We start from the raw sequence: 21,132 nt of genomic DNA, 5'->3' as shown, positions 1-21,132 counted from the left end.
TAGCCTCTCGGGCAGTACTTCGTGGGCGGTGTCCGCCCATGTCCTGCCCAGAGAGGAAATGATCGGGTGGCCGAGTGGTCCGGGTTCCGTACCTGCACCTGTATAGCCGTGGACGCACAGGCCTACGGCAGCAAGAACGATCGCAATCAGTCCGAATTCCAGCATGACCTGCCACGGCTCCTCGACCGCGCCGCGAAGCGCGCGGGCCTGGACCGCTCCGAGTGGCAGATCCAGCGCACCGGCGACGAGCAGCTCGCAGTGCGCCCGCTGGACGGCAGCGAGCCGCGGCTGGTCGACGACTACGTCCGCCATCTCGTCGCCGAGCTGCGCCACCACAACGCCCAGCGGGTGCCCGAGGCCCGGATCCGGCTGCGGGCCGCGATCCACCAGGGGCTGGTGGAGCTGGCCGAAAACGGCTTCGCGGGTTCGGCCGTGGTGGCCACGGCGCGTCTGCTGACCGCGCGCCCGCTCTACGACGCCCTGGCCGCGCACCCGGACGCCGACCTGGCGCTGCTGCTGTCCGACGACGTCTACCGGTCCGTGGTGGCGGGCGGTCACACCACCCTGAGCACGGAGGACTTCACCCACGTCACCGTCCAGGTGAAGGAGTACGAGGCCTCGGCCTGGCTGCGCGTGCCCACGCTCGGCGCTGCGGCCACCGCCTCGCACGAGCCCGGAAGCGCGGGAACGGGGAGGCCCGCGTCTCCGGTGTCGGGGGAGCCCGCGGCGGACCGGTACGGACCGGCCGCCGCGGGCGGGACCGCCGGCGCGATCACCAACGAGTACCGGGCCCACCAGGTCAACGTCACCAACGTGGCCGGCTCCGTGGACGCCCGAGGCGCCGTCTTCGGCTTCGGGAGTGCCGGTGGCTGAGGCTTCGGACCCGGACGACGGTCCGGCCGTACCGGCTGTGGACGAGGACGTCGTGCCGCCCGTGCCGCCCATGCCGGACGGCTCGGACGGCTCGGGCGGCGACCGGCCGGAGGACGTCCTCGGCCCGGACCCCGTGAGGGACGCGGCCGCCGAGCAGCGCAAGGAGGACGAGCGGCGCAGGGAGAACGAGCGGGAGGAGGACGACCGGGGCTACGACGATCTGCGCCGGGTCCAGCAGCTCGTCAACAACAACTTCTACGGTGTCGTCGACGCTTCAGGAGCCGCGTTCGGTTTCGGCACCGCCTCGTCCCCCGGCCTGGCGCCGGGCATCGTCGAACCCGAGGAGGCGGACGAGGCCCTGCGGTTCTACGTCCCGCCGCAACCGTGTTTCGACGAGGCGCTCGGCAGGCTCCGCGAGGCCGCCCTCGTGGTCCTGACCGGCCAGGACAACTGCGGCCGGGGCGCGGGCTCCCTCGCCCTGCTCCGGCGGATCCTCGGCGAGGGGGCCGGGCTGCGCAGCCTGTCACCCGCGGGCGCCCTCGCCGAACTGGCCGCTTCGCAGGACCTCAAGGAGGGACAGGGGTACGTCATCCTCGACTACGTCGGCGAACTGCGCCCCGACTCCGTGCAGGCGTACGAGATCGGGCGGCTGAGCGCGGAACTCGCCCGCAAGGGGTCGTACCTGGTGATCACGGCGCCCGACACGGCCCGTCGGCGGCTCGCGCTGCGGGATCACTGCGTGCCGTGGCAGGCCCCGGACCCCGAGGCGCTGTTCGAGTACTGCAGGGACAGGCTGCCGCACGCCGGTCTGGAGCCGGACACCGAGAAGGAACTGCTGGAACGGGTCGCCGAGCAGCGGCGGCCGGCGGACGTCGTCGAAGCGGCCGTGGCCCTGTCCCAGCGGGGTGCCGAGGCGGCGCTGGAAACCCTGCGGGACCGGCACCGGGAGCTGGTCGAGGGGTGGTTCCGCAAGCAGCCGGCCGCCGACGACCTGCTGCCGCTCGCCGCCCTGGCCTTCCTGGAGGGCATCCCGGAGCGGACGTTCGAGAAGGAGTGCGCCGCGCTCGCCGCCCATGTGCGCAACTGGGAGCAGAGCGGGGAGACCCCGGTCGGAGAGCCCGACGGCTCGACCGGGGTGCCGCTGAGCGGTGCGGTGGCCGGGCAGTCCCGGGCCCGTTGGCGGGAACGGGCGGTGGGGCTCGTGACCACCGAGCACCGGCTCGGCCCGGGCCGGCACGCCGGGCGCACCGAACGGTGCCTGGTCTTCACCTCGCCGCGCATCCGCGAGCTCGTCATCGCGGAGCTCTACGACCTGTACGGCTACGAACTCTGGTATCCGCTGCGCCAGTGGCTGGGCGAACTGGCCCTGCGGGGCGACCTGGACACCCGGACCGAGGTGGCCCGGGGCGTCGCGCTCCTGGCCCGGTACGCGCTGGTCGACATCGACGAGAACCTCCTGACGGTGTGGTCCGACGGCATCACCAGCCAGCGGGTGACCGCCGCACTGACGCTCCAGTTCATGTGCGACGTCGAACATCTCGCCCCGCAGGCCCTGAACACCGTCCAGCGCTGGGCCGACAACAGCGGTGCCGGGCGCGCGGTGACGGCGGCCATGGCACTGACGGGCCGGCTGGGCTCGCTCTACCGCCTGGACGCGCTCAACTGGCTGTGGTTCCTGGCGAACCGCGGCGAGCGGGTCGCGTTCTCGGCCCGCCGGTCCCTGGTCCTGCTGTTGCAGACCGCCGAACACGACCCCGAACGCGCCCTGTTGATCCTCCGCTACGTGCGGACCGTCATCGCGAAGGCGGCGCCCGGATCCCGGGAGCGGTCGATCGCACTGCGCACCGCCGTCCAACTCCTGGAGGCCACCCGGCTGGAGGCCGCCGAGCCGGTCACCGCGGCGCTGCTGCGCACCGTCCCGGACAGCGTCCGCCATCTCGGCTCGCTGTGGGCGGACGTCCTGCACAGCTCCCACCGGAGCCGCGCCGTGAGCGCGCTGTGCCGGACGCTCGTGCAACTGCGCGACGACCCGTCCGTCACCGGCGCCGTACGCGAACTCGGCGAGGCCATGCGGACCGCCATGACCCCGCGGCAGTGGACCGCGCTGCACCACCACCTGTCCATCGCTCTCAGGCATCCCGACCACGCGATCCCGGGCGCCGGCCAACTGGCCCAGGTGCTCCTCGGATCACTGCGCGGCCGGGCTCCGGGAGCCTCCCGGCGCACCGCCGCCATCGTGCCCACCGCTCATTTCCCTTCCGCACAAGGAGGCAGAAGCAAGTGAACTACCCGGTCATAGCCGAACACATCCTGGCCACGGTCCAGGGCACCTGGTTGTCTCGGCGCCGCCGCCGCGAGGACGTGCCGCCGCTGCCGCCCGGCGCGGTCTACGTCTTCAGGGTCGGCGGGAACTACCGCACCTTCCCCGAGGGCATGGTGTTCGACCCGTCCCACCCCGACGTGCTCGACGCCTCCTCCGTCAGCCTGGTCGACACCCGGGCCCGCCTGGTCGACGTGGAGCGCCCGCTGCCGTCGGTGAGCGAGGCGGACAACTTCACCATGCGGGCGTCCTTCACCTGCCAGGTGACCGACCCGGTCGTCGTCGCCCGGCAGGGCATCATCGACGTCACCGTTCCCCTGCGCGCCTATCTGATGGGAGACAGCGACCTGCCGAGGGTGAGCGCCGGGCACCGGGTGGAGGAGATCAACGCGGTACGCACCGAGGCCGGCCACCGGATGACCGCCTACAGCGCGATCGTGCCGCCGCGGGTCGCGGGCATGAACGTCGAGTTCGTCAGCGCCGAGGTGTACGCCTCGGACGACCTGCGGAACTGGGAGCAGAAGCTCCGCGACGAGCGGCGTTCCTGGGAACTCCGCAAGGGACAGCGCGACTTCGAGACCCAGGACGCACGCCGGATCGCGGAACTGCTCTCCCAGGGATCCGACCACGTGGACGCCTTCGGCATCGCCCGTCAGGAGATCGACGTCACCGACGTGGCGGCGCGTGTCCACCGGATCACCGAGGAGCAGTCGGCCCGTCGGCACCAGGCGGAGACGGAGGAGCGGACGCACGCGCGGCTGCTGGAGACGGCGGACGCGCAACTCCGCCGCGAGACGCTGCTGACCCTGCTGCGGCAGGCCGCCGGCAGCGAGTACGTCGACTACCACCAGATGCTGGACCAGGTACTGCGGGAGATGGGCGGCCAGGCCGCCCCCGGCGTAGGAGCCGCAGCCGACACCGCCCGCATGGTCGAGTCGGGCCGGCCGAGCCCCGGCCGCACGGCGGCGGGCAGGGACGGCTCGCGCGACCCGCAGGGGGGCTTCGTCAAGGACGAGGACGATCTCGTTGACTGACTTCCCGACGAACCGCATCGGTCTCCAGGCCGCCCGGGGGCTGCGGACCCTGACCGGCGTGGACGAGGACCTGCTGTCCAGGGTCCGGTACGAGCGGAGCAAGTACACGGCGCTGGGCGGGGTGGTGCTCGGCACCTCCGTCATCGCGGCGTTCTCCATGTGGAACTTCGCGACCGAGGCGCTCGGCAGGGTCTCCCTGGCGGCCTTGGTCCCGACGGTCATCTGGATGCTGTTCGTGCTCAACCTGGACCGCTGGCTGGTCACACCGCAGCCGAACGCACGGCACAGGCTCGGCCCGCTCCTCACCCGTCTGCTGGTCGCCCTGATGCTCGGCGTGGTGATCGCCGAGCCGCTGGTGCTGCGCATCTTCCAGACGGCCGTCGTGGAGCGCGTCCAGGACGAACGCACCGACACCGTCGACCGGTTGCGCACGAACCTGGTTCGCTGCAACCCCGTGCCGTCCAGCACCCGGACGGTCGCGCCCAAGGACTGCGACACGACGTACGTCCTCTCCTTCCGTGCGACGCCCGGCGACCGGGTCGACGAACTGACCGCCCTGCGCTCGGACGCCGCCACCCTGCAGAAGCGGGTGGACCAGGACACCGGCAGGCTGGAGGCCATCGACTCCGAAGTGCGGGACGAGTGCCGCCGGCTGATCCGTATCGCCGCGACCGGCCTGTACCAGCGGACGTCCGAATGCCTGCGGCTGCGCGCCAAGGCACAGGACTACCGGACCACCCACCGCACCGCCCAGAACGAGCAGCGGCTCGCCGGCATGAACACCCGCATCTCGAAGATCGAGGGCGAACTGACCTCGTCACGCGGCGCGTTCCTCAAGGCACGGGCCGACGGCATCGCGCAGCGGCTGGACGAGGAACGCGCCAAGCAGCAGGAGATCGGTGTCCTCGAACGCATCCGTGCGCTGGACGAACTCGCGAGCGGGAACCCGGTGCTGTTCGTGGGCATCTGGCTGGTCCGCCTGCTGTTCGTGCTCCTCGACATGCTTCCCGTGCTGGTGAAGTACCTGACCGGGGAGACCGCGTACGACCGGATGCTCACCGGCGAGAGCAACAGCGCGGTCAAGATCCACGGTGAACAGGTGCGGCTCGCCGAACGCCGGGCGCTCGCGGACCTGGAGATCGCCCAGGACGCCATCGAGCAGGAGGTCCGGCGCCACCGTGCCGAGTCGGAGGCGGCCTTCCGGGAGCACACCGCGGCGATGAACATCCGGGTCCGCCAGGCGGTGAACGCGCTGGAGGACGAGATCCGCCGCTCGTCGACGGTCTGACGCACGCGCATCGGGTACCCGGCACCACGGCCGCCGCCTACGACGGGGCGGCCGTGGTGCCGGCGCAACGGAACGGCACCGACGTGACAGGAGGGGGAGCATGACCACATCCCGAGACGGCACCGGCCCGGCCCCGGACACCGGCACCGCGACCGCCGACCGCGGGGCCCAACTCGCCCGGGTCCTGCTGTCCGAGGCACGTGAGGAACTCGTACGGGCCGACAACAAGGCAGGCCTGCTCCTGGCCTCACTCGGCGCGGCCCTGACCGCCCTGCTGGGCGCGATCGGCAGCGGCGTCATCGCCCCACGCCACTACCCGGTCGTCCCCCAGCTCCTCATCTGGGCGGGCTCCGCCGCCTGCGTACCGGCACTCGTGCTGCTGGGCATGGCGGTGGCGCCACGGCTGGGAACCCCCCGCCGCTCCCGCACCCACTACTTCGGTGACGTGCGGCTGGCGAGGTCGGCGGCACACCTGAAGCGCACCGTCCGCCGCACCGACCCCCTCTCCCGGGACCTGACCCAACTGGCGGCCCTGTCCCGGATCACCTGGACCAAATACCGCTGCATACGCCAGGCGCTGGCCTGGGGCACGGCCTTCTTCACGCTCACGCTGCTGGGGATAGTGACCGGGGCGTCGACCTGAGCGCTCCGCTGGAAGTGCCGCGATCTGCCGTCTGCCGACTGCGGCGCCGTCGTGGCTGGTCGCGCGGTTCCCCGCGCCCCTTCGGGGGCGCTGCCGCAGGGGCGGGCAACCGCATGCCCCCGGTCACGTCCGGCCCACCGTGTCCTGGTCGTCGACCGGGGCGGCCGGGGCCGGCACGGGGAGGGGGCGTGCGGTGCTCGTGCGGCCGGTGAGGCGGCGGGCCACCGGCTCGGTGTAGCGGGCGGTGAGGGGGCCGACGATGACGAGGATCAGGACGTAGGCCGTGGCCAGGGGGCCCAGGGAGGGTTCGATGCCGGCGGTGACGGCGAGGCCGGCGATGACGATGGAGAACTCGCCGCGGGCGACCAGCGTGCCGCCGGCCCGCCAGCGGCCCTTGGCCGAGATCCCGGCGCGCTTCGCGGCCCAGTAGCCGGTGGCGACCTTCGTCACCGTGGTGACGGCCGCCAGGGCGAGCGCGGGCAGCAGTACCGGAGGGATGCTCGACGGGTCGGTGTGCAGGCCGAAGAAGACGAAGAAGACCGCGGCGAACAGGTCGCGGAGCGGAGCGAGGAGGTGGTGGGCGCCCTCGGCCACCTCGCCGGAGAGCGCTATGCCGACGAGGAACGCGCCCACCGCGGCGGAGACCTGGAGTTTCTGCGCGATGCCCGCGACCAGCAGGGTCAGGCCCAGCACCACAAGGAGCAGCTTCTCCGAGTCGTCGCTGGAGACGAACCGCGAGATGTGCCTGCCGTAGCGGACCGCGATCAGCAGGACCAGTCCGGCGACCCCGAGGGCCACGGCCAGCGTGAGACTGCCCGCCGCCAGGCCCACGCCGGCCAGCAGCGCGGTGATGATCGGCAGGTAGACGGCCATGGAGAGGTCCTCCAGGACCAGGATGCTCAGTATCACCGGGGTCTCCCGGTTGCCGAGCCGCCCCAGGTCCCCGAGGACCTTGGCTATGACACCGGACGACGAGATCCAGGTGACGCCGGCCAGCACCACGGCCGCCACCGGGCCCCAGCCCAGCAGCAGGGCCATCGCGGCACCGGGCAGCGCGTTCAGCGCGGCGTCGACCAGGCCCGCCGGATACTGCGTCTTGAGGTTGGAGACGAGATCACTGGCCGTGTACTCCAGGCCGAGCATGAGCAGCAGGAGTACGACGCCGATCTCGGCGCCGATCGCGACGAACTCCTCGCTGGTGCCGAGCGGGTAGAGGCCGCCCTCGCCGAAGGCGAGCCCGGCCAGCAGGTAGAGGGGGATGGGCGAGAAGCGGAGGCGTCCGGCGAGCCGGCCGAGCAGGCCGAGGCCGAGGATGATCGCACCGAACTCGATCAGGAACACGGAGGAGTCGTGCACGGCGGACTCACTCCCGCCCGAGTATCGCGGCGGCCGCGTCGACGCCCTCGCGGGTGCCGATCACGATGAGCGTGTCCCCGCCGGCGAGCCGGAAGCCGGGCGTGGGGGAGGGGACCGCCTCGGCGCGGCGCAGCACGGCGACGATGGACACCCCCGTCTCGGTCCGCATCCGCGTCTCGCCGAGGAGCCGGCCGTTCCAGTACGAGGTGGCGGAGAGCTCGGTCCGCTCGGCCACCAGCCCCAGGCCGGTGGTGGACAGCAGGTTCGGGCTGTGGTGCGTCGGCATCAGCGCGTCGATGAGCGCCGCCGTCTCGCCCGCCGACAGCCGCAGGGACAGGGCGCAGGCGTCGGGGTCGTCCTGGTGGTAGGCGCTCAGGATCCGTGAACCGTCCCGGTGCGCGACCACGGACACCCGGCCCTGCTCCCGCGTGGCGAGGTCGTAGCGGACCCCGATTCCCGGCAACGGCGTCCTGCTCAGGCGTGGAGCCCCCAAGGCTGTCTCCCCTGTCTCGTCGTGTCGTCGCGCAGGTTCTTTGCGCTTTCTTTAACAACACCCTAACGGCGAGCCGGGGAGAGCCGGGGAGGGACGGGCCGACGGGGGCGGCCTAGGACGGGTACGGGACGTAGCAGTCCAGCGCCGGGTGGTACAGCACGTGCCAGGTGCGGCCCTCGACGACACCGCTGGCCGGCAGGCCGTGGCAGGTCTGGATCCACTCGATCTTCTTCTGCATGACCGTGCCGTACACCCCGTCGGGTGCGACCTTGGGCGGCTGCCCGCCCCACGCGTTGCTGAGGCACTGCGCCTGTCTGACCGCAGCTCCGGTGGCGCCGTACGTCAGCGTCGGCTGGTAGCCCGATGCCACGTAGGAGCAGCTCTGACCGGAGGCGGCCGCAGCGGTGTGCGGCACCGCCGGGCCCAGGGCGACGGCCGCGCCCAGTACCGCGGCCGAGGTGAGCAGTCGGTTCCGTCTCATGCCCACTCCTTCTGGGGCGACTCGACTTCTGCCCATGGTCGCGCGGGAGCGGTGACGCCCGCGAGTCGGGAGCCCGCGGTCACCCGGAGGCCGCGGTCACCCGGAGCCGGGGACGCCCGCCGGCTCCGGTGCCTCCGCCGCTTCGGGGACCGCGGCACGGCGCCGGTCGCGTACGGCGGTGAGCGCGCCGAGCAGCGCCATGCCCAGGCAGCCGAGCAGGATCACGGTGGACGACGCCTTCAGCATCGCCAGCCCGGACCCGGTGAGCAGCACGACCAGGGCCCAGCGCACCGCGGACCCGGCGACCCGGCTGGAGACGAGGGAGCCGAGCAGCACCCCTGGGATCGCCCCGATCAGGAGCGTCCCCGCGAGGCCCAGGTCGGCGTCGCCGACGAGCAGGTGGCCCAGGGCGGCCGCGGCCACCATGGGGATGGCCTGCACCAGGTCGGTACCGACGAGGTGGTTGGCCTTGAGGCGCGGGTGGGCCAGCATCAGCATCACGATGATCAGGGAGCCCGAGCCGACCGAGGTCATCCCGACGATCACCCCGCCCACCAGCCCGATGAGCAGCGTGGCCACCGGCCGTACCGGAACCCGGGCGTCCTCGTCGCCGGTACCGTCCGCGGCGGCGCGGCGGCGGTCCAGCCACATGCGGGCGAGCATGCCCACGACCGCGAGCATCAGCGCCGTACCGACGACGTACTTGACGCGCTGCTGCAGGTCGTCGCCGTCGCCGAGGGCGCGGAGCAGGAACACCCCGCCGAAGGCGGCCGGGACGGCGGTCGGCAGCAGCCACCGCACGATGTCCCAGCGCACGGTGCCCGCCCGCTGGTGGACCAGCGCGCCGAACGGCTTCATGAACACGGACGCGGCCAGGTCGCTGCCGATGGCCGCCGTCGGATCCACCCCGAACACCATCACCATGATCGGCGTCATGAGCGCTCCGCCGCCCATACCGGTGAGCCCTACGGCGAAGCCGACCAGGGCTCCCGCGACGATGATCGGAACGGTGGCATGCATGGTGGGGGACCTTAGCCACCATTCCTATGGGAAATGTATGGAACGCCGCCGGTTTCAGTGCTCCGAGGCCGTCCCGCCCGGCTGAAACCGGGCTGAAGCCCGGCTGAACCGCTTCGGCCGCACGCTCTGCGGCATGACGACGAACGAACACGAGACGACGGACAAACACGAACCCGAACTCGCGATCGCGGCCACCGGGCTGCGCAAGGCCTACGGGGACAAGACCGTCCTCGACGGCATCGACATCCGGGTGCCCGCCGGCACGGTCTTCTCGCTCCTCGGGCCGAACGGCGCCGGCAAGACCACCGCGGTCAACATCCTGTCCACCCTGATCTCCGCCGACGGCGGCACGGCCCGGATCGCCGGGCACGACCTCACCGCCGAGGCCCAGGCGGTACGGGCCGCCATCGGGGTCACCGGCCAGTTCTCCGCGGTGGACGGACTGATCACCGGCGAGGAGAACATGCTCCTCATGGCCGACCTGCACCACCTCTCGAAGCAGCGGGGACGGCAGGTCACCGCGGAGCTGCTGGAGCGGTTCGACCTCACGGAGGCCGCGAAGAAGCCCGCCTCCACCTACTCCGGCGGCATGAAGCGCCGGCTCGACATCGCCATGACCCTGGTCGGCAGCCCGCGGATCATCTTCCTCGACGAGCCGACCACCGGCCTCGACCCGCGCTCCCGCCACACCATGTGGCAGATCATCCGCGAGCTGGTCTCCGGCGGCACCACCGTCTTCCTCACCACCCAGTACCTGGACGAGGCCGACCAGCTCGCCGACCGCATCGCGGTCCTCAACGGCGGCCGGCTCGTCGCCGAGGGCAGCGCCGAGGAACTCAAGCGGCTGGTGCCCGGCGGTCACGTACGGCTGCGGTTCTCCGACCCGGCGGTGTACGAGCAGGCGGCGACCGCGCTGCGCGAGACCACCCGCGACGACGAGGCACTCGCCCTGCAGATCCCCAGCGGCGGCAGCCAGCGGGAGCTGCGCGCCATCCTCGACTGGCTGGACGCCGCCGGCATCGAGGCCGAGGAGATGTCCGTGCACACCCCCGACCTGGACGACGTGTTCTTCGCCCTGACGGGCAGCACCGACGACACCACCAGCACTGCCGACAAGGAGACCGTCCGATGAGCACCGCTTCCTACGCCCTCCGCGACAACCTGACCATGCTGCGGCGCAACCTCCTGCACGCCCGCCGCTACCCCTCCCTCACCCTGAACCTCCTGCTCACCCCGGTCATCCTGCTGCTCCTGTTCGTCTACGTCTTCGGCAACGTGATGAGCGCCGGCCTCACCGGCGGCCACGCCGACCGGTCCGCGTACGTCGCCTACCTGGTCCCCGGCATCCTCTTCCTGACCGCGGCGATGACCTCGCTCGGCACCGCGGTGGCCGTGGCCACCGACATGACCGAGGGCATCATGGCCCGGTTCCGCACCATGGCGATCTCCCGCGCCTCCGTGCTGATCGGCCATGTCATCGGCAGCGTGATCCAGACGATGATGGCCCTGGTCCTCGTCCTGGGCATCGGACTGGCCATCGGGTTCCGGCCCGACGCCTCGCCGGTCGAGTGGCTCGCGGCGGCCGGGCTGATGGCCCTGGTCAGCCTCGCGCTCACCTGGCTCGCCGTCGGCATCGGTCTGATCAGCCCCAACGCCGAGGGCGCCAGCAACATCGGGACGCCGCTGGTGATGCTGCCGTTCCTGTCCAGCGCGTTCGTGCCGGTGGACGCCATGCCGGGCTGGTTCCGCTGGTTCGCCGAGTACCAGCCGTTCTCGCCCTTCATCGAGACCCTGCGCGGGCTGCTGCTGGGCAGCGAGATCGGCACGAAGAACGCGGTGCTGGCCCTCGGCTGGGGCCTGGGGCTGACCGTGCTCGGCTACTTCTGGTCCAAGGCGCGGTTCAGCCGTGAGCCCCGGCAGTGAGCCCGTGCAGGGCCTGCCGGGCCGCTGTCCGCAACTGATCCGGCCCCAGGGCCGCGTACCCCGACCTCGCGTCGGCGTACGCGGCCCCGCCCGCGTTCTCGGCCGCCTGCCGGGACCGGGCCGAGGAGAGGGTGGGGAGGTCCCGCATCACCGGCAGCCGCTCCGCCAGCGCCAGCAGCCGTACCGCCGCCGGGTCGCCACCGGCCAGCCCGGCGTAGCCGAGGGCCAGCAACACCGAGCCGTAGACCGGGAGTTCCAGCAGGTCCCCGGCACCGGGAGCGCCGGACAGCATGCCGAGCAGCCGTTCTTGCAGGTGCCCGGCCAGTTCGGCGACCGGCTCCAGCCGGCCGTGCTGCGCGTGCGCGGCCAGCGCGGCCGCCTGCACCTGGAGGGACCACGAGTCCAGGAAGGGGTCGTCCGCGGCCTGCGCACCGGCCTCCCGGATCCCGGCCGCCGCCTGCCGCCAGAGGCCGAGGCCGACCTCGGTCAGCCCCCGGGCCAGGGCGATCTCGGCCCGGGCCTGGAGCAGTTCGGGGGTGAAGGCCCGGTCGGCCTCCGGCTGCCGGTCCGGGGCGGCCCGGCCCAGCCAGTACTCCGCCTCCTCGATCTCCCCGCGCTGGAGGCAGGCGGACACCAGCCCGTAGCGGACACCGATCGCGTCCGACCAGGTACCGGCCTCGCCGAGCGCGTCCGCGGCCCGCAGATGGTCGTACGCCTCCGCGCCGCGCTCCGTCTTCAGGCACAGCTCGCCGATCCGCCCGTGGCTGAGCAGCATCAGGATCGGGTTGCCGAGCGGCGCCACCGAGGCCAGCATCCGGCGCGCGTACCGCAGCGCGCGCTCCGTCTCGTACGCGGACTCCCACAGGTAGCTGGCGACGCCCGACGCGATGCCGGCCAGCACGGGTTCGCGGGCGTCGCACAGCTCCTGCAACCGCGCGAACCGCGGCGGACGTATCTCCGGGATCGCGCACAGCACGGCGGCCAGGGCCCGCGGCACGGTGTCGGCAGGGGCGGGCGGCAGGCGGCGCAGCGTGACGAGCTGGCGTACGGCGTGCGGGCCGTAGCCCATGAAGAGGCCGGCCGCGCACACCGCCGCCGCGCTCCGGGCCGTCTCCACGTCCTCGGGGTGCTCCGGTCCCGGGCGGAAGTGGGACAGCGGCCCGCCGGTCTCGGCGGCGAGGGTGACAAACCGGGTGTAGCTGTTGCCGACGGACCACAGCGAGGCCAGTACGGCGGTGACGGCGGCGGTGGCCGGCCCGTCGGCGCGGGCCAGGGCGTGCCGCAGCGCGAGGACGAGGTTGTCCTGCTCGGCACGGACGCGGTCGAAGGCGGCCAGTGCGCCGGTGCTGTAGACACCGGCGTGGTGGGCCCGCCCGAAGTCCCGGGCCCAGGCGAGGAACCGGCCCGTCACGGCCTCGTCCTCACCCGCCTCCGCCCGCCGGGCGGCACCGAACTCCCGCAGCGTCTCCAGCATGTGGAAACGCACCCCGGCAGCGCTCTCACCCACCTTGACCAGCGACTGACCGGCCAGCTGCTCCAGCAGGTCCATCGCGTCCCCGCCGCCTGCGCCTGCGCCTTCGGCCTCGCCCTCGCCGAGCACGTACTCCGCCGCGGCCGCGTCGAAGCCCCCGGGGAACACCGACAGCGCGCGGAGCGCCGCCCGCCCCTCGGGCTCCAGCAGGTTCCAGCTCCACTCGACCACGGCCCGCAGCGTGCGGTGCCGTTCGGGTGCGTCCCGGGCGCCGCCGCGCAGCAGCGCGAAACGGTCCCGCAGCCGGAGGGCGATGTCGGCCACGGAGAGCACCCGCACCCGGGCCGCGGCCAGCTCCACGGCCAGCGGCAGTCCGTCCAGATGACGGCAGATCTCGGTGACCCGGTCGGCCGGCAGGTCCACGCCGGGCCGGGCGGCCCGCGCCCGCTGTTCGAAGAGTTCCACGGAGGTCGCCAGGGACAGCTCCGGCAGGGCGTACACGGACTCCGAGGTCAGGCCGAGCGGGGCCCGGCTGGTGGCCAGCACGCGCAGCTCCTTCGACCGCGACACCAGCGCCTGTACGAGCGCGGACGCGCCGGCGATCACGTGCTCGCAGTTGTCGAGGACCAGCAGCGCCGGCCGGGGACCCAGCGCGGCGACGATCCCGCTCACCGTGTCCTTGCCGCCGCCCGGGAGCTGGCGGCCCTCCCCGCCGCCGACGGCCGAGGCGACCTCGTCCGCCACGTCGTCGTCGGTGACACCGGCCAGGGTGACGAAGTGCACGACGGGCTGTTCGGCCGCCCGGCTCACCGCGTGCGAGAGCCGGGTCTTGCCGAGCCCGCCGGGACCCACCAGCGTGACCACGCGGGCGGCCCGCAGCAGCCCGGCCACGGCGGCGATGTCGGCGTCCCGGCCCAGCAGCGGGTTCGGGTCGTGCGGCACCCCGTGCCGCACGGGTGCCGCGTCCGTGCTCAGCAACTCCTGGTGCACGGCCCGGAGTTGCGGTCCCGGATCGCTGCCCAGCTCGTCCCGGAGCCGGCGCCGGTAGCCGTCGTACCGGGTCAGCGCCGCGGCCCGGCCCGCGCCGGCGGCCTCGCAGCGCAGCAGCTCCGCCAGCACCTCCTCGTCCCGCGGCAGCTCCCGGTTCAGCGCGGCCAGCGGCGCGGTGGCCTCCGCCCGCCGCCCCAGCCGGGCGAGCGCGAGGGCGTGCGAGCGCACCAGCGCCCGGTGCGCCCGCACCCGCTCGGCCCGCAGTGCCGCCACCGGGTCGTGCAGCTCCTCGTCCGCGCCGGCGGCCGTGCTTCCGTCCCAGAGCGCCAGCCCGGCCTCGGCCCGCGCCAGGGACCCTTCGTGATCCCCGGCCCGCGCCCGCTCGGCGCTCGCCGCCTCGTGCACAAGGAGCGCGGAACTGTCGACGCCCATCTCGTCCAGCCCCAGCCGGTACCCCGTCGGCGTGCTCACGATCAGCTCGGCGCCCAGCTGCGACCTGAGCCGGGACACCAGGATCTGCACCGCCTTGCCCGGCCGCTCCGGCAGCTCGTCCGGCCACAGCCCCTCCACCAGCCGCCCGGTGCTGCACCCGGTGCGCAGGTCCGCCGCGAGCAGCGCCAGCAGCCCGCGCAGCCGGGGCGCGGTGACCTCCCGCCCCCGGCAGGCGACTCGGGGCAGCAGGGTCAACTCGGTACGATCGGTGGTCACCCGTGAAGACTAGGCGGGTCCGGCAACGCCCTGAAGGGGCGCGGGGCTGTATCAATATGCGGCTCCGCCGCGTGGGCGCGACCAGCCACGACGGCGCCGCACCCGACACACGGCCTGACGTACCCGGAGCTCAAGGCCGTGGCGCGGACCGGGCAAAGGTCCGCTCGAAGGCCGCCGAGGCCGCTTCCTCGCGCCACTGGACCGCGGCCTTCGGGCTCGCGCCGAGCAGTCGCCGGCACTCCGGACCCGGCGGACGGCCGCTGCCGGGCAGCTGCCCGGCGCAGGCGGCGACCGGACGGTAGCCGTCGCGGGTGGGGTTGCCCCGCCAGAGGCCGCGGCCGGGCAGGAAGGCGTACTCCAGGGAGGCCCGGGCCAAATCCTTGAGCTCCGGGTACGTCAGGTCGTAGGTCTCGGCGGCGTACTGGTACTCGTGGCTGATGTCGGTGCGGGAGACGCCGGGGTCGTCGGTGGCCAGGACGACCGGGACGCCGTACGAGCGGTAGGTGTCGAAGGGGTGGGCGGCGCCGCGCACGCCGAGGATCTGGGCGTTGCTGGTGAAGGGCACCTCGACGGCGATCCGCCGGGCGGCCATCGTGCGGGCCGTGCGCTGCCAGTCGTCCTCGTGGCGGAGGTCGACGCCGTGGCCGACGCGCTCGGCGCCGGCGATGTCCACGGCTTCCCGGATGTGGAACCGCAGGTCCCCGGGCGGCACCAGGCCGGGCCGCAACTCGCCCGCGTGCAGGGTGACATGGGCCCTCGGGTAGACCGTGCGCAGGTACCGCACCATGCGCATCTGAAGGGTGTAGTCGGCGAGCGCGACGGGCCCGTCCTCGGGCTGGACGAGGTTGACCGCGAGGAAGCGGGGGTCGGCCTCGGCGAGCCGCATGCCGAGGGCCAGTTCGGTGAAGACGCGTTCGCGGGACTCGCCGCGGAAGGCCTGGTAGACGTAGCGCACGGTGAGCCGGCAGCCGGGGCGGGGGCGGTCGGTGCCGCAGCGGGCGGCGGCCCGGAACCCGGCGTCGGAGTCGTCCGTCGCCCGGCGCGCCTCGGCGACCACCTCGTCCAGCCGGCCGCCCTCGACGAGCCTGGCGTGCAGGGCGGCCAGGTCGGGATCCCAGCCGACCTCGTCGGCGAGCTGCTCGGCGCGGTCGGAGGCCGGGTTGACCATGGTCTCCAGATAGAACTGGTGCTGTGCCGCGACCGAGTCGGCGACCTCGGCGAGCACCTTGCCCGGGTGGCGCGCGGGCACCAGCCCGAACTTGTCGAACGTGGCGAAGAAGTGGTCGTGGCCGCTCTGGTCCGGCGGGAAGCCGTACATGGACCAGGCCCGGAGGATCGCCTCGCGGAAGCCGGGGTCGGTACGGGCGTCGGCGGCCGGCCGGGTGCCGGTGCCGGGGCCGCAGGGCGGTACGACGGCGGTCAGCGTCGCCGTGTCGACGCACAGCCCGTCCTCGGCGGCGAGCTCGATCAGGTACTCGGTCCTGACCGCACCGAAGAGGTGGTTGTGCAGGTCGCCGCCCTTGGGCAGCTTCAGGAAGAACCTGCGCAGCGCCCGGGAGCCCGGGGCCGCCGTCCGCAACGACGTCAGCTGGGCGTCCGTGCGGGCCTCGGCGTCCGTCAGCGGGCGTGGTGCCGTCCGTCGGGCCTCGGCCGGTGCGGCTGCGGGCGCCGCGGGCCCTGCGGCCGCAGTCGAGGTCGGCAGGCACCAGCAGAGCAGGGTCAGGGCGGCGGCGAGGACGCGCGCGAGGGGGCGGCCGGGGGTGCGGGTGCCGTCGTAGGTCGTCACGGACCGATGATCATCAAGTCGGCCCGGCCGTGACCGGACAGCCACGCGGCACGCACCGGGGAGCCACCCGAGCGGGCGCAGCGGCGCTCGCCGAAGGGCCGGCCGGCGGGCGGGCCGGGCGCCGGCCGCCGCGCGGGTCAGGCGGCGGCCGGCGGGCGGGCCGCCGTGACGACGTAGTAGTCCAGCAGGCCGTCGCGGTAGGCCGGCAGGAAGTTGCGCGGCCACTGCACGGGCATCTCGATGCCGGCCAGGAAGTGGTCCAGGCCCGGCCAGACCTGGTCGCCGATCGACTCGGCCCGTACGTCGGTCAGCCCGCCGGCGTCGAGGGCGTCGAGCAGGGACACCAGCGGGTGGGCCACGTCCAGGCCGGACGCGAAGCTCTCCAGCCGCGCGGCCAGTTCCCCGCCCGCGTCCTCGGCGCCGGCCGGCAGGAAGAAACTGGTGACGGCCAGCCGGCCGCCGGGCCGCAGCACGCGGGCGGCCTCGCGGGCGAACGCGGTCAGGTCGCGGAAGTGCTGGGCGGCCTCCACCGAGTACAGCCGGTCGAACCTGCCGTCCTCGAACGGCAGCCGCTCCGCCGCCCCGTGCGCGAAGCCGAGCCGCTCCGGGGCCCGGGCGAGCAGGCCCGCGTTGGCCCGGCGGGCGCGCTCCAGCTGCTCGGGGTGGATGTCCACACCGGTCACGGCGGCGAACCCGAACTCCTCCAGCGCCAGCGCGGCACCGATCCCCAGGCCGCAGCCGACCTCGACCGCGCGGGCGTCCGCCCCGTCGAGGGTGCCGAGCACATGGCGGTAGAGGTTGCGCTGGCTGTGCACCCGGTCCTCGGCGGTCAGCCGGCGGTCGAGCGGGATCCCGGCCCAGTGGCCGAAGTTGATGAACCCGCCCGCGAACGCCGGTGCGGAGCTGAGGTCCTGGGGCCCGTAGACGGCACGCACGGCGGGCGCGACGGCGAGGTCGCGGATGCGGTCCACCTGATCTCCTTCTGCACGGCGAATGTGCCCGACCCGGACGTTCTCCCCCGGTCCGCGTCGGCTAAGTCCCGGACTGGTGCTCGCCATGCATGTGTTCGTGTCCGTGCCCCGCCTGCTGCTCATGGCCGTCGTCCGGCGCGCCTCCCATCATCCGCAGCATCGCCGGGCCGCCGGTCCGCAGGAACCGTACGACCAGAGAGGCGGCCAGCAGCAGGAAGACGATGTTGAGGTACGTCGTGTAGTTCCAGCTGATCCCCTCGTCGGGGATCTTCGCGTCGGCCTGGTCGGGGACCAGCCCCAGGCCGCCGAAGACGAACTCCACGACGTAGCCGGCCACCACCATCGAGACGTAGAAGGTGCCCAGCAGGAACGCGGCCGTCCGGGCGCCGTAGTACTTCCGGTAGATGTTGAGGATCGGCAGGATCAGCAGGTCGGCGTAGATGAAGGCGATGACGCCGCCGAAGCTGATGCCGCCCTTCCAGAGCACCACGGCCAGCGGCACGTTGCCGATGGAGCAGACGAACGAGGCGATCGCCACCAGCGGCCCGATCAGCGGCCCGGTCAGCTTGGCCGCGAGCGGATGGCCGGCCAGGAAGAAGCTCCGCCAGAAGTCGTCCGGCACCCAGGCGGCGATCGCCCCGGCGATCAGCAGCCCCGCCACCAGGTCGCGCAGGATCGCCGCCCACTCCATGACGAAGATGTGGGAGACGGACGTGAACCCGTCCCGGGAGAGCAGCCGGCGCACGAAGCCGCCCTCGCCGCCCACGGACATGTCCATCGCCGCGTGCCCCTCCATGGAGCCCGCGAGCCCCCGGTCCGCCTGCTCCCGGGCCTGCCGCAGCAGCCGCTCCCGCAGCAGGACGCGGAAGAGCACGGCGAGGACGACGATCATGACCGGGCCGCCCACGAACTCCGCGGCGGTGAACTGCCACCCCATCAACAGGGCAAGGATCACGCCCAGTTCGATCACCAGGTTGGTGGAGGCGATCTCGAAGGCCATGGCCGCGGTGAAGTCGGCGCCCTTGCGGAACAGCGACCGGGCGAGGGCGACGGCGGCGTACGAACAGGACGAGGAAGCCGCGCCGAACCCCGCGGACAGCGCGAGCGTACGCGGCCGGTCGTCCCCGAGCAGCCGTACGACCGTCTCCCGGCGCACCACCGCCTGCACGACCGCGGAGAGCGTGAAGCCGAGGATCAGCGCCCAGGTGATCTCCCAGGTCATCGACCCGGCGATGGAGAGCGCGTGCCCGACCGCGTGCATGGTGTCCGCCCTTCGCAGCCGACCGCGACCACCCGTTTATATACCCCTGGAGGGTATGAAACCAGTGGCGCGGCCCGCTGTCCCGGCGCCGCCCGTCACCTGCGTGATCCGCACCCCGGGCAGAAGGCCGACCCTTCCGGTACGACCGCGGAGCAGGAGGAGCACTGTTGGGACTGGGCCAGTTGATGGCCGCAGCCCGGGCAGAAGGCGGCCCCGTGGGTCTCGGTACGGCAGTGCGGGCAGACCAACTGGCGGGGCGTGCTGGGGTCGTAGCCCTGCCCGGCCTGCTGGCCCGCGGCGTAGGCGCGTTGCGAGGCCATGTCGTTGAGGCCGCGCTGCTGGGCCGCCATGGCCTCGGCCGCCGTGTCCGGGGCGCAGCGCAGACACAGGCCCTGGGCCGCGTTCCAGCAGCGGCCGCACACGTAGTCGGTGCAGCGCGCGCAGCGGTTGAAGTGCCCCTGCGCGTTGCCGATCGCCCGCTGGAACGCGTCGTCGCGGGCGCGTCCGTAGCCGGCGCCCGCGAGCCCGTCGGCCGCGGACGTCAGCCCGGTACCGGTGCGGCCGAGCAGCCCCCAGGCCACGTCGACCCCCTTCCGCAGCCAGGTGGCGGCCCGCTCGCCGGCGTACGGCTCGAACGGTGAGCGCCAGGTGTCGTAACAGCGCGAGCAGGAGAACTCGAACTGGAAGCCGGCACCGGTCCCGTTTCGCTCGCACAGATCCCGGTAGTTGTTGCTGAAGTAGATCTCGGCGCTCATGTGGTCCCCCCACAGGTCAGGCCATCGGCACACATGCCGTACGACGCTGGGGGAAACGGTACTGGTTCTGGCCAAAGGTGCCGAGTTCAGGCCATGGCCTGAGACCGTGACCGTGATCTCAGGCCATGGCCCTTGCGCGGTCCTTGTGCGGCCCTTCGGCTACCAGCCGACCGCGACCAGGAGCCACTGCGGGTCGGCGTGGGAGATGAAGGAGGACTGGCCCGCCACGTCGTCGTAGGGGAAGCCGTAGGCGAGGTGGTTGATGGCGTTGTCGTGCCAGAACTTGGCGTAGTAATTGCCCGGCGCCGCCGTGTAGAACTGGGCCGGGTCGGACTGCTGGGAGGCCGGCAGGGTGGCGACGTGGCGGTTGAGGGCGGCGCACATGTTCGGGTCGGCCGCCAGGGAGGCCGCGCAGCCGAAGATGTCCGAGGTGGCCGCGGTGACACCCACCGACTGGGCGTACGACGTGAAGTAGTTCGCGTTGGCGCCGCCCGCGCGGAAGCTCGGGTCGCTGCCGGGCGCGATGATCCGGTACGGGGCCTGGGTCTGGGCCAGCACCTTGAACTGGCTGGGAACGGCGTCGGTGAAGCGCTGGAAGGTGGTGGCGCGGTCCTCGGCGAAGGTCTGCCGGTTCTCGCCCACCTCGGTGTCGTAACCGTCCTTGGCGTGCAGGCGCATGGCCAGCTTCAGGCCGAAGGCGTCGACCCGGGTGGTGTTGCCGTTGAAGACGTTGTTGCCGACCGTGAACTCGATGAAGTCGTAGTACGAGCTGGTGGGCGAGCCCAGGTAGAAGTACATGCGGCCCGCGGAGTTGGCCGGCATGTCGAGGTAGGGCTGCTCGGCGATGGAGTGCGTCTGGCCGTTGAAGCTCCAGTACACCTGGCTGTCGGGGTACTTGCCGTTGGTGCGGTTGAGGATCTTCACCTCGACGGCGTTGTTCGCCGCGGGTATGTCGCTGGTGCTGCCCCAGAAGTCGTCCGGCGGGGTGGTGGATCCGGGGCCGTAGACCTGGAACTCCCAGAGGGAGTAGCCGTACGGGGTGCCCCGCGCGGTGCCGTAGAGACGGACGTAGCGGCCGCTGCCGGTGATGGTCAGGTTCTGGGTTCCGCCGGTGGCGGTCGTGGTGGAGTAGACGGTGGTCCAGGTGGCGGCGTCGGTGGAGGTCTGGATCTGGAAGGCCTTCGCGTAGGCGGCCTCCCAGTTCAGGGTGACGCTGCTGAGCTGTTGCACGGACCCGAGGTCGACCTGGAGCCACTGCGGGTCGGCGAAGGCCGAGGACCAGCGGGTGCCGGTGTTGCCGTCGACCGCCGCGCTCGCGGGGAAGGACGCGTTCTCGGTCGAGGAGGCGGTGGCCGGCCGTCCCTGGGACAGCAGTTGGTCGGCGGCGTGCGCGGGCGACGGAGCGAGGGCCGCGAAGAAGGCGGCGATCAGGACGACGACCAGGCCGAGGGCCAGGCGTGGGCGCGCGCCGTCGGCCGGTGGTCTGCGGGTGGGTGCGCCGGCGGAACTCTGCATGCGAAGTCTCCTCAAGCCGGTTCGGCGTGCGTGGGGATGGAGCAACGGCAGGTGCGAGAGCGCTCCCTCGGGTTGTAGTCCCGCCGATGTCCGCCGTCAACAACTGAAGCCGAAATCAATCGGGTTGAGGGCCTGTCGGCGACACGGTGCTGATCCGGGCGTCGGCGCCGCGCTCGCCGCGCCCGCCGCATTCGGGTTCCGACCGTTCGGACGGTCCGGGCCGCCCTGTTTTTACAACCCTTGA

Annotated in this window: 17 protein-coding genes; 7 read left to right on the top strand and 10 right to left on the bottom strand. The window is 72.8% G+C overall.

Annotated elements, in window-relative coordinates; translation table 11 throughout:
• Positions 1–66 precede the first annotated feature (66 nt).
• From ACWGKQ_RS00390 to ACWGKQ_RS00370, 5 genes are all read left to right on the top strand, one after another.
• A complete protein-coding gene (locus ACWGKQ_RS00390) occupies positions 67–873 on the top strand; it encodes a hypothetical protein (protein ID WP_453289616.1) in 807 nt (268 codons plus the stop codon).
• The gene (locus tag ACWGKQ_RS00385; RefSeq protein WP_453289615.1) at positions 866–3,157 is read left to right on the top strand and encodes a hypothetical protein; all 2,292 of its coding nucleotides are present in this window, start codon (positions 866–868) and stop codon (positions 3,155–3,157) included. The genes ACWGKQ_RS00390 and ACWGKQ_RS00385 overlap by 8 nt, the downstream gene beginning before the upstream one ends.
• Positions 3,154–4,227, top strand: coding sequence for a hypothetical protein (locus ACWGKQ_RS00380; protein WP_453289614.1), 1,074 nt, complete (start codon positions 3,154–3,156; stop codon positions 4,225–4,227). Before ACWGKQ_RS00385 ends, ACWGKQ_RS00380 begins: the two co-directional genes overlap by 4 nt.
• Entirely contained in the window at positions 4,220–5,515 is a 1,296-nt protein-coding gene (locus ACWGKQ_RS00375; protein ID WP_453289613.1) for a DUF4407 domain-containing protein, read from the top strand. Before ACWGKQ_RS00380 ends, ACWGKQ_RS00375 begins: the two co-directional genes overlap by 8 nt.
• Positions 5,516–5,615: 100 nt before the next feature.
• Positions 5,616–6,158 (top strand): Pycsar system effector family protein, encoded by a 543-nt coding sequence (locus ACWGKQ_RS00370; protein ID WP_453289612.1) that lies wholly within the window; start codon positions 5,616–5,618, stop codon positions 6,156–6,158.
• Positions 6,159–6,281: 123 nt separating this feature from the next.
• Here ACWGKQ_RS00370 and ACWGKQ_RS00365 read toward each other — a convergent pair whose 3' ends face one another.
• The 4 genes from ACWGKQ_RS00365 to ACWGKQ_RS00350 form a co-directional block, all read right to left on the bottom strand.
• Positions 6,282–7,514: a cation:proton antiporter gene (locus ACWGKQ_RS00365; RefSeq protein WP_453289611.1), complete on the bottom strand. Its 1,233-nt coding sequence runs from the start codon at positions 7,512–7,514 to the stop codon at positions 6,282–6,284.
• Between the two features lie 7 nt (positions 7,515–7,521).
• Positions 7,522–8,007, bottom strand: coding sequence for a cation:proton antiporter regulatory subunit (locus ACWGKQ_RS00360; RefSeq protein ID WP_453289610.1), 486 nt, complete (start codon positions 8,005–8,007; stop codon positions 7,522–7,524).
• A gap of 112 nt (positions 8,008–8,119) precedes the next feature.
• The gene (locus ACWGKQ_RS00355; protein WP_453289609.1) at positions 8,120–8,488 is read right to left on the bottom strand and encodes a peptidoglycan-binding domain-containing protein; all 369 of its coding nucleotides are present in this window, start codon (positions 8,486–8,488) and stop codon (positions 8,120–8,122) included.
• A 96-nt stretch (positions 8,489–8,584) separates the two neighbouring features.
• Entirely contained in the window at positions 8,585–9,508 is a 924-nt protein-coding gene (locus ACWGKQ_RS00350) for a sulfite exporter TauE/SafE family protein (RefSeq protein ID WP_453289608.1), read from the bottom strand.
• A gap of 133 nt (positions 9,509–9,641) precedes the next feature.
• Here ACWGKQ_RS00350 and ACWGKQ_RS00345 point away from each other — a divergent pair, with 133 nt between their 5' ends.
• Both ACWGKQ_RS00345 and ACWGKQ_RS00340 read left to right on the top strand, forming a co-directional pair.
• Positions 9,642–10,640: an ATP-binding cassette domain-containing protein gene (locus tag ACWGKQ_RS00345; RefSeq protein ID WP_453289607.1), complete on the top strand. Its 999-nt coding sequence runs from the start codon at positions 9,642–9,644 to the stop codon at positions 10,638–10,640.
• A complete protein-coding gene (locus ACWGKQ_RS00340; RefSeq protein ID WP_453289606.1) occupies positions 10,637–11,431 on the top strand; it encodes an ABC transporter permease in 795 nt (264 codons plus the stop codon). Before ACWGKQ_RS00345 ends, ACWGKQ_RS00340 begins: the two co-directional genes overlap by 4 nt.
• On the opposite strand, the gene ACWGKQ_RS00335 is transcribed toward ACWGKQ_RS00340, so the two are convergent.
• The 6 genes from ACWGKQ_RS00335 to ACWGKQ_RS00310 form a co-directional block, all read right to left on the bottom strand.
• Complete coding sequence (locus ACWGKQ_RS00335; RefSeq protein ID WP_453289605.1) at positions 11,409–14,600, bottom strand: ATP-binding protein; 3,192 nt, start codon at positions 14,598–14,600, stop codon at positions 11,409–11,411. The two genes, ACWGKQ_RS00340 and ACWGKQ_RS00335, sit on opposite strands and share 23 nt — an antisense overlap.
• A gap of 130 nt (positions 14,601–14,730) precedes the next feature.
• Positions 14,731–16,386 carry an adenosine deaminase family protein gene (locus ACWGKQ_RS00330; RefSeq protein WP_453289604.1) on the bottom strand — a complete coding sequence of 552 codons (1,656 nt, stop codon included), beginning with the start codon at positions 16,384–16,386 and terminating at the stop codon, positions 14,731–14,733.
• A 137-nt stretch (positions 16,387–16,523) separates the two neighbouring features.
• Positions 16,524–17,357: a class I SAM-dependent methyltransferase gene (locus ACWGKQ_RS00325; protein ID WP_453289603.1), complete on the bottom strand. Its 834-nt coding sequence runs from the start codon at positions 17,355–17,357 to the stop codon at positions 16,524–16,526.
• 61 nt (positions 17,358–17,418) lie between these two features.
• Positions 17,419–18,618, bottom strand: coding sequence for a permease (locus tag ACWGKQ_RS00320; protein WP_453289602.1), 1,200 nt, complete (start codon positions 18,616–18,618; stop codon positions 17,419–17,421).
• A gap of 95 nt (positions 18,619–18,713) precedes the next feature.
• Positions 18,714–19,373: a zinc ribbon domain-containing protein gene (locus tag ACWGKQ_RS00315; protein WP_453289601.1), complete on the bottom strand. Its 660-nt coding sequence runs from the start codon at positions 19,371–19,373 to the stop codon at positions 18,714–18,716.
• A 159-nt stretch (positions 19,374–19,532) separates the two neighbouring features.
• Complete coding sequence (locus ACWGKQ_RS00310; RefSeq protein WP_453289600.1) at positions 19,533–20,888, bottom strand: beta-1,3-glucanase family protein; 1,356 nt, start codon at positions 20,886–20,888, stop codon at positions 19,533–19,535.
• Positions 20,889–21,132: the final 244 nt, after the last annotated feature.

It is taken from the genome of Streptomyces sp. NPDC054770, assembly GCF_053611985.1.
Note: the sequence above shows the minus strand (reverse complement) of the source record. Positions and strands in the feature narration are given on the sequence as shown.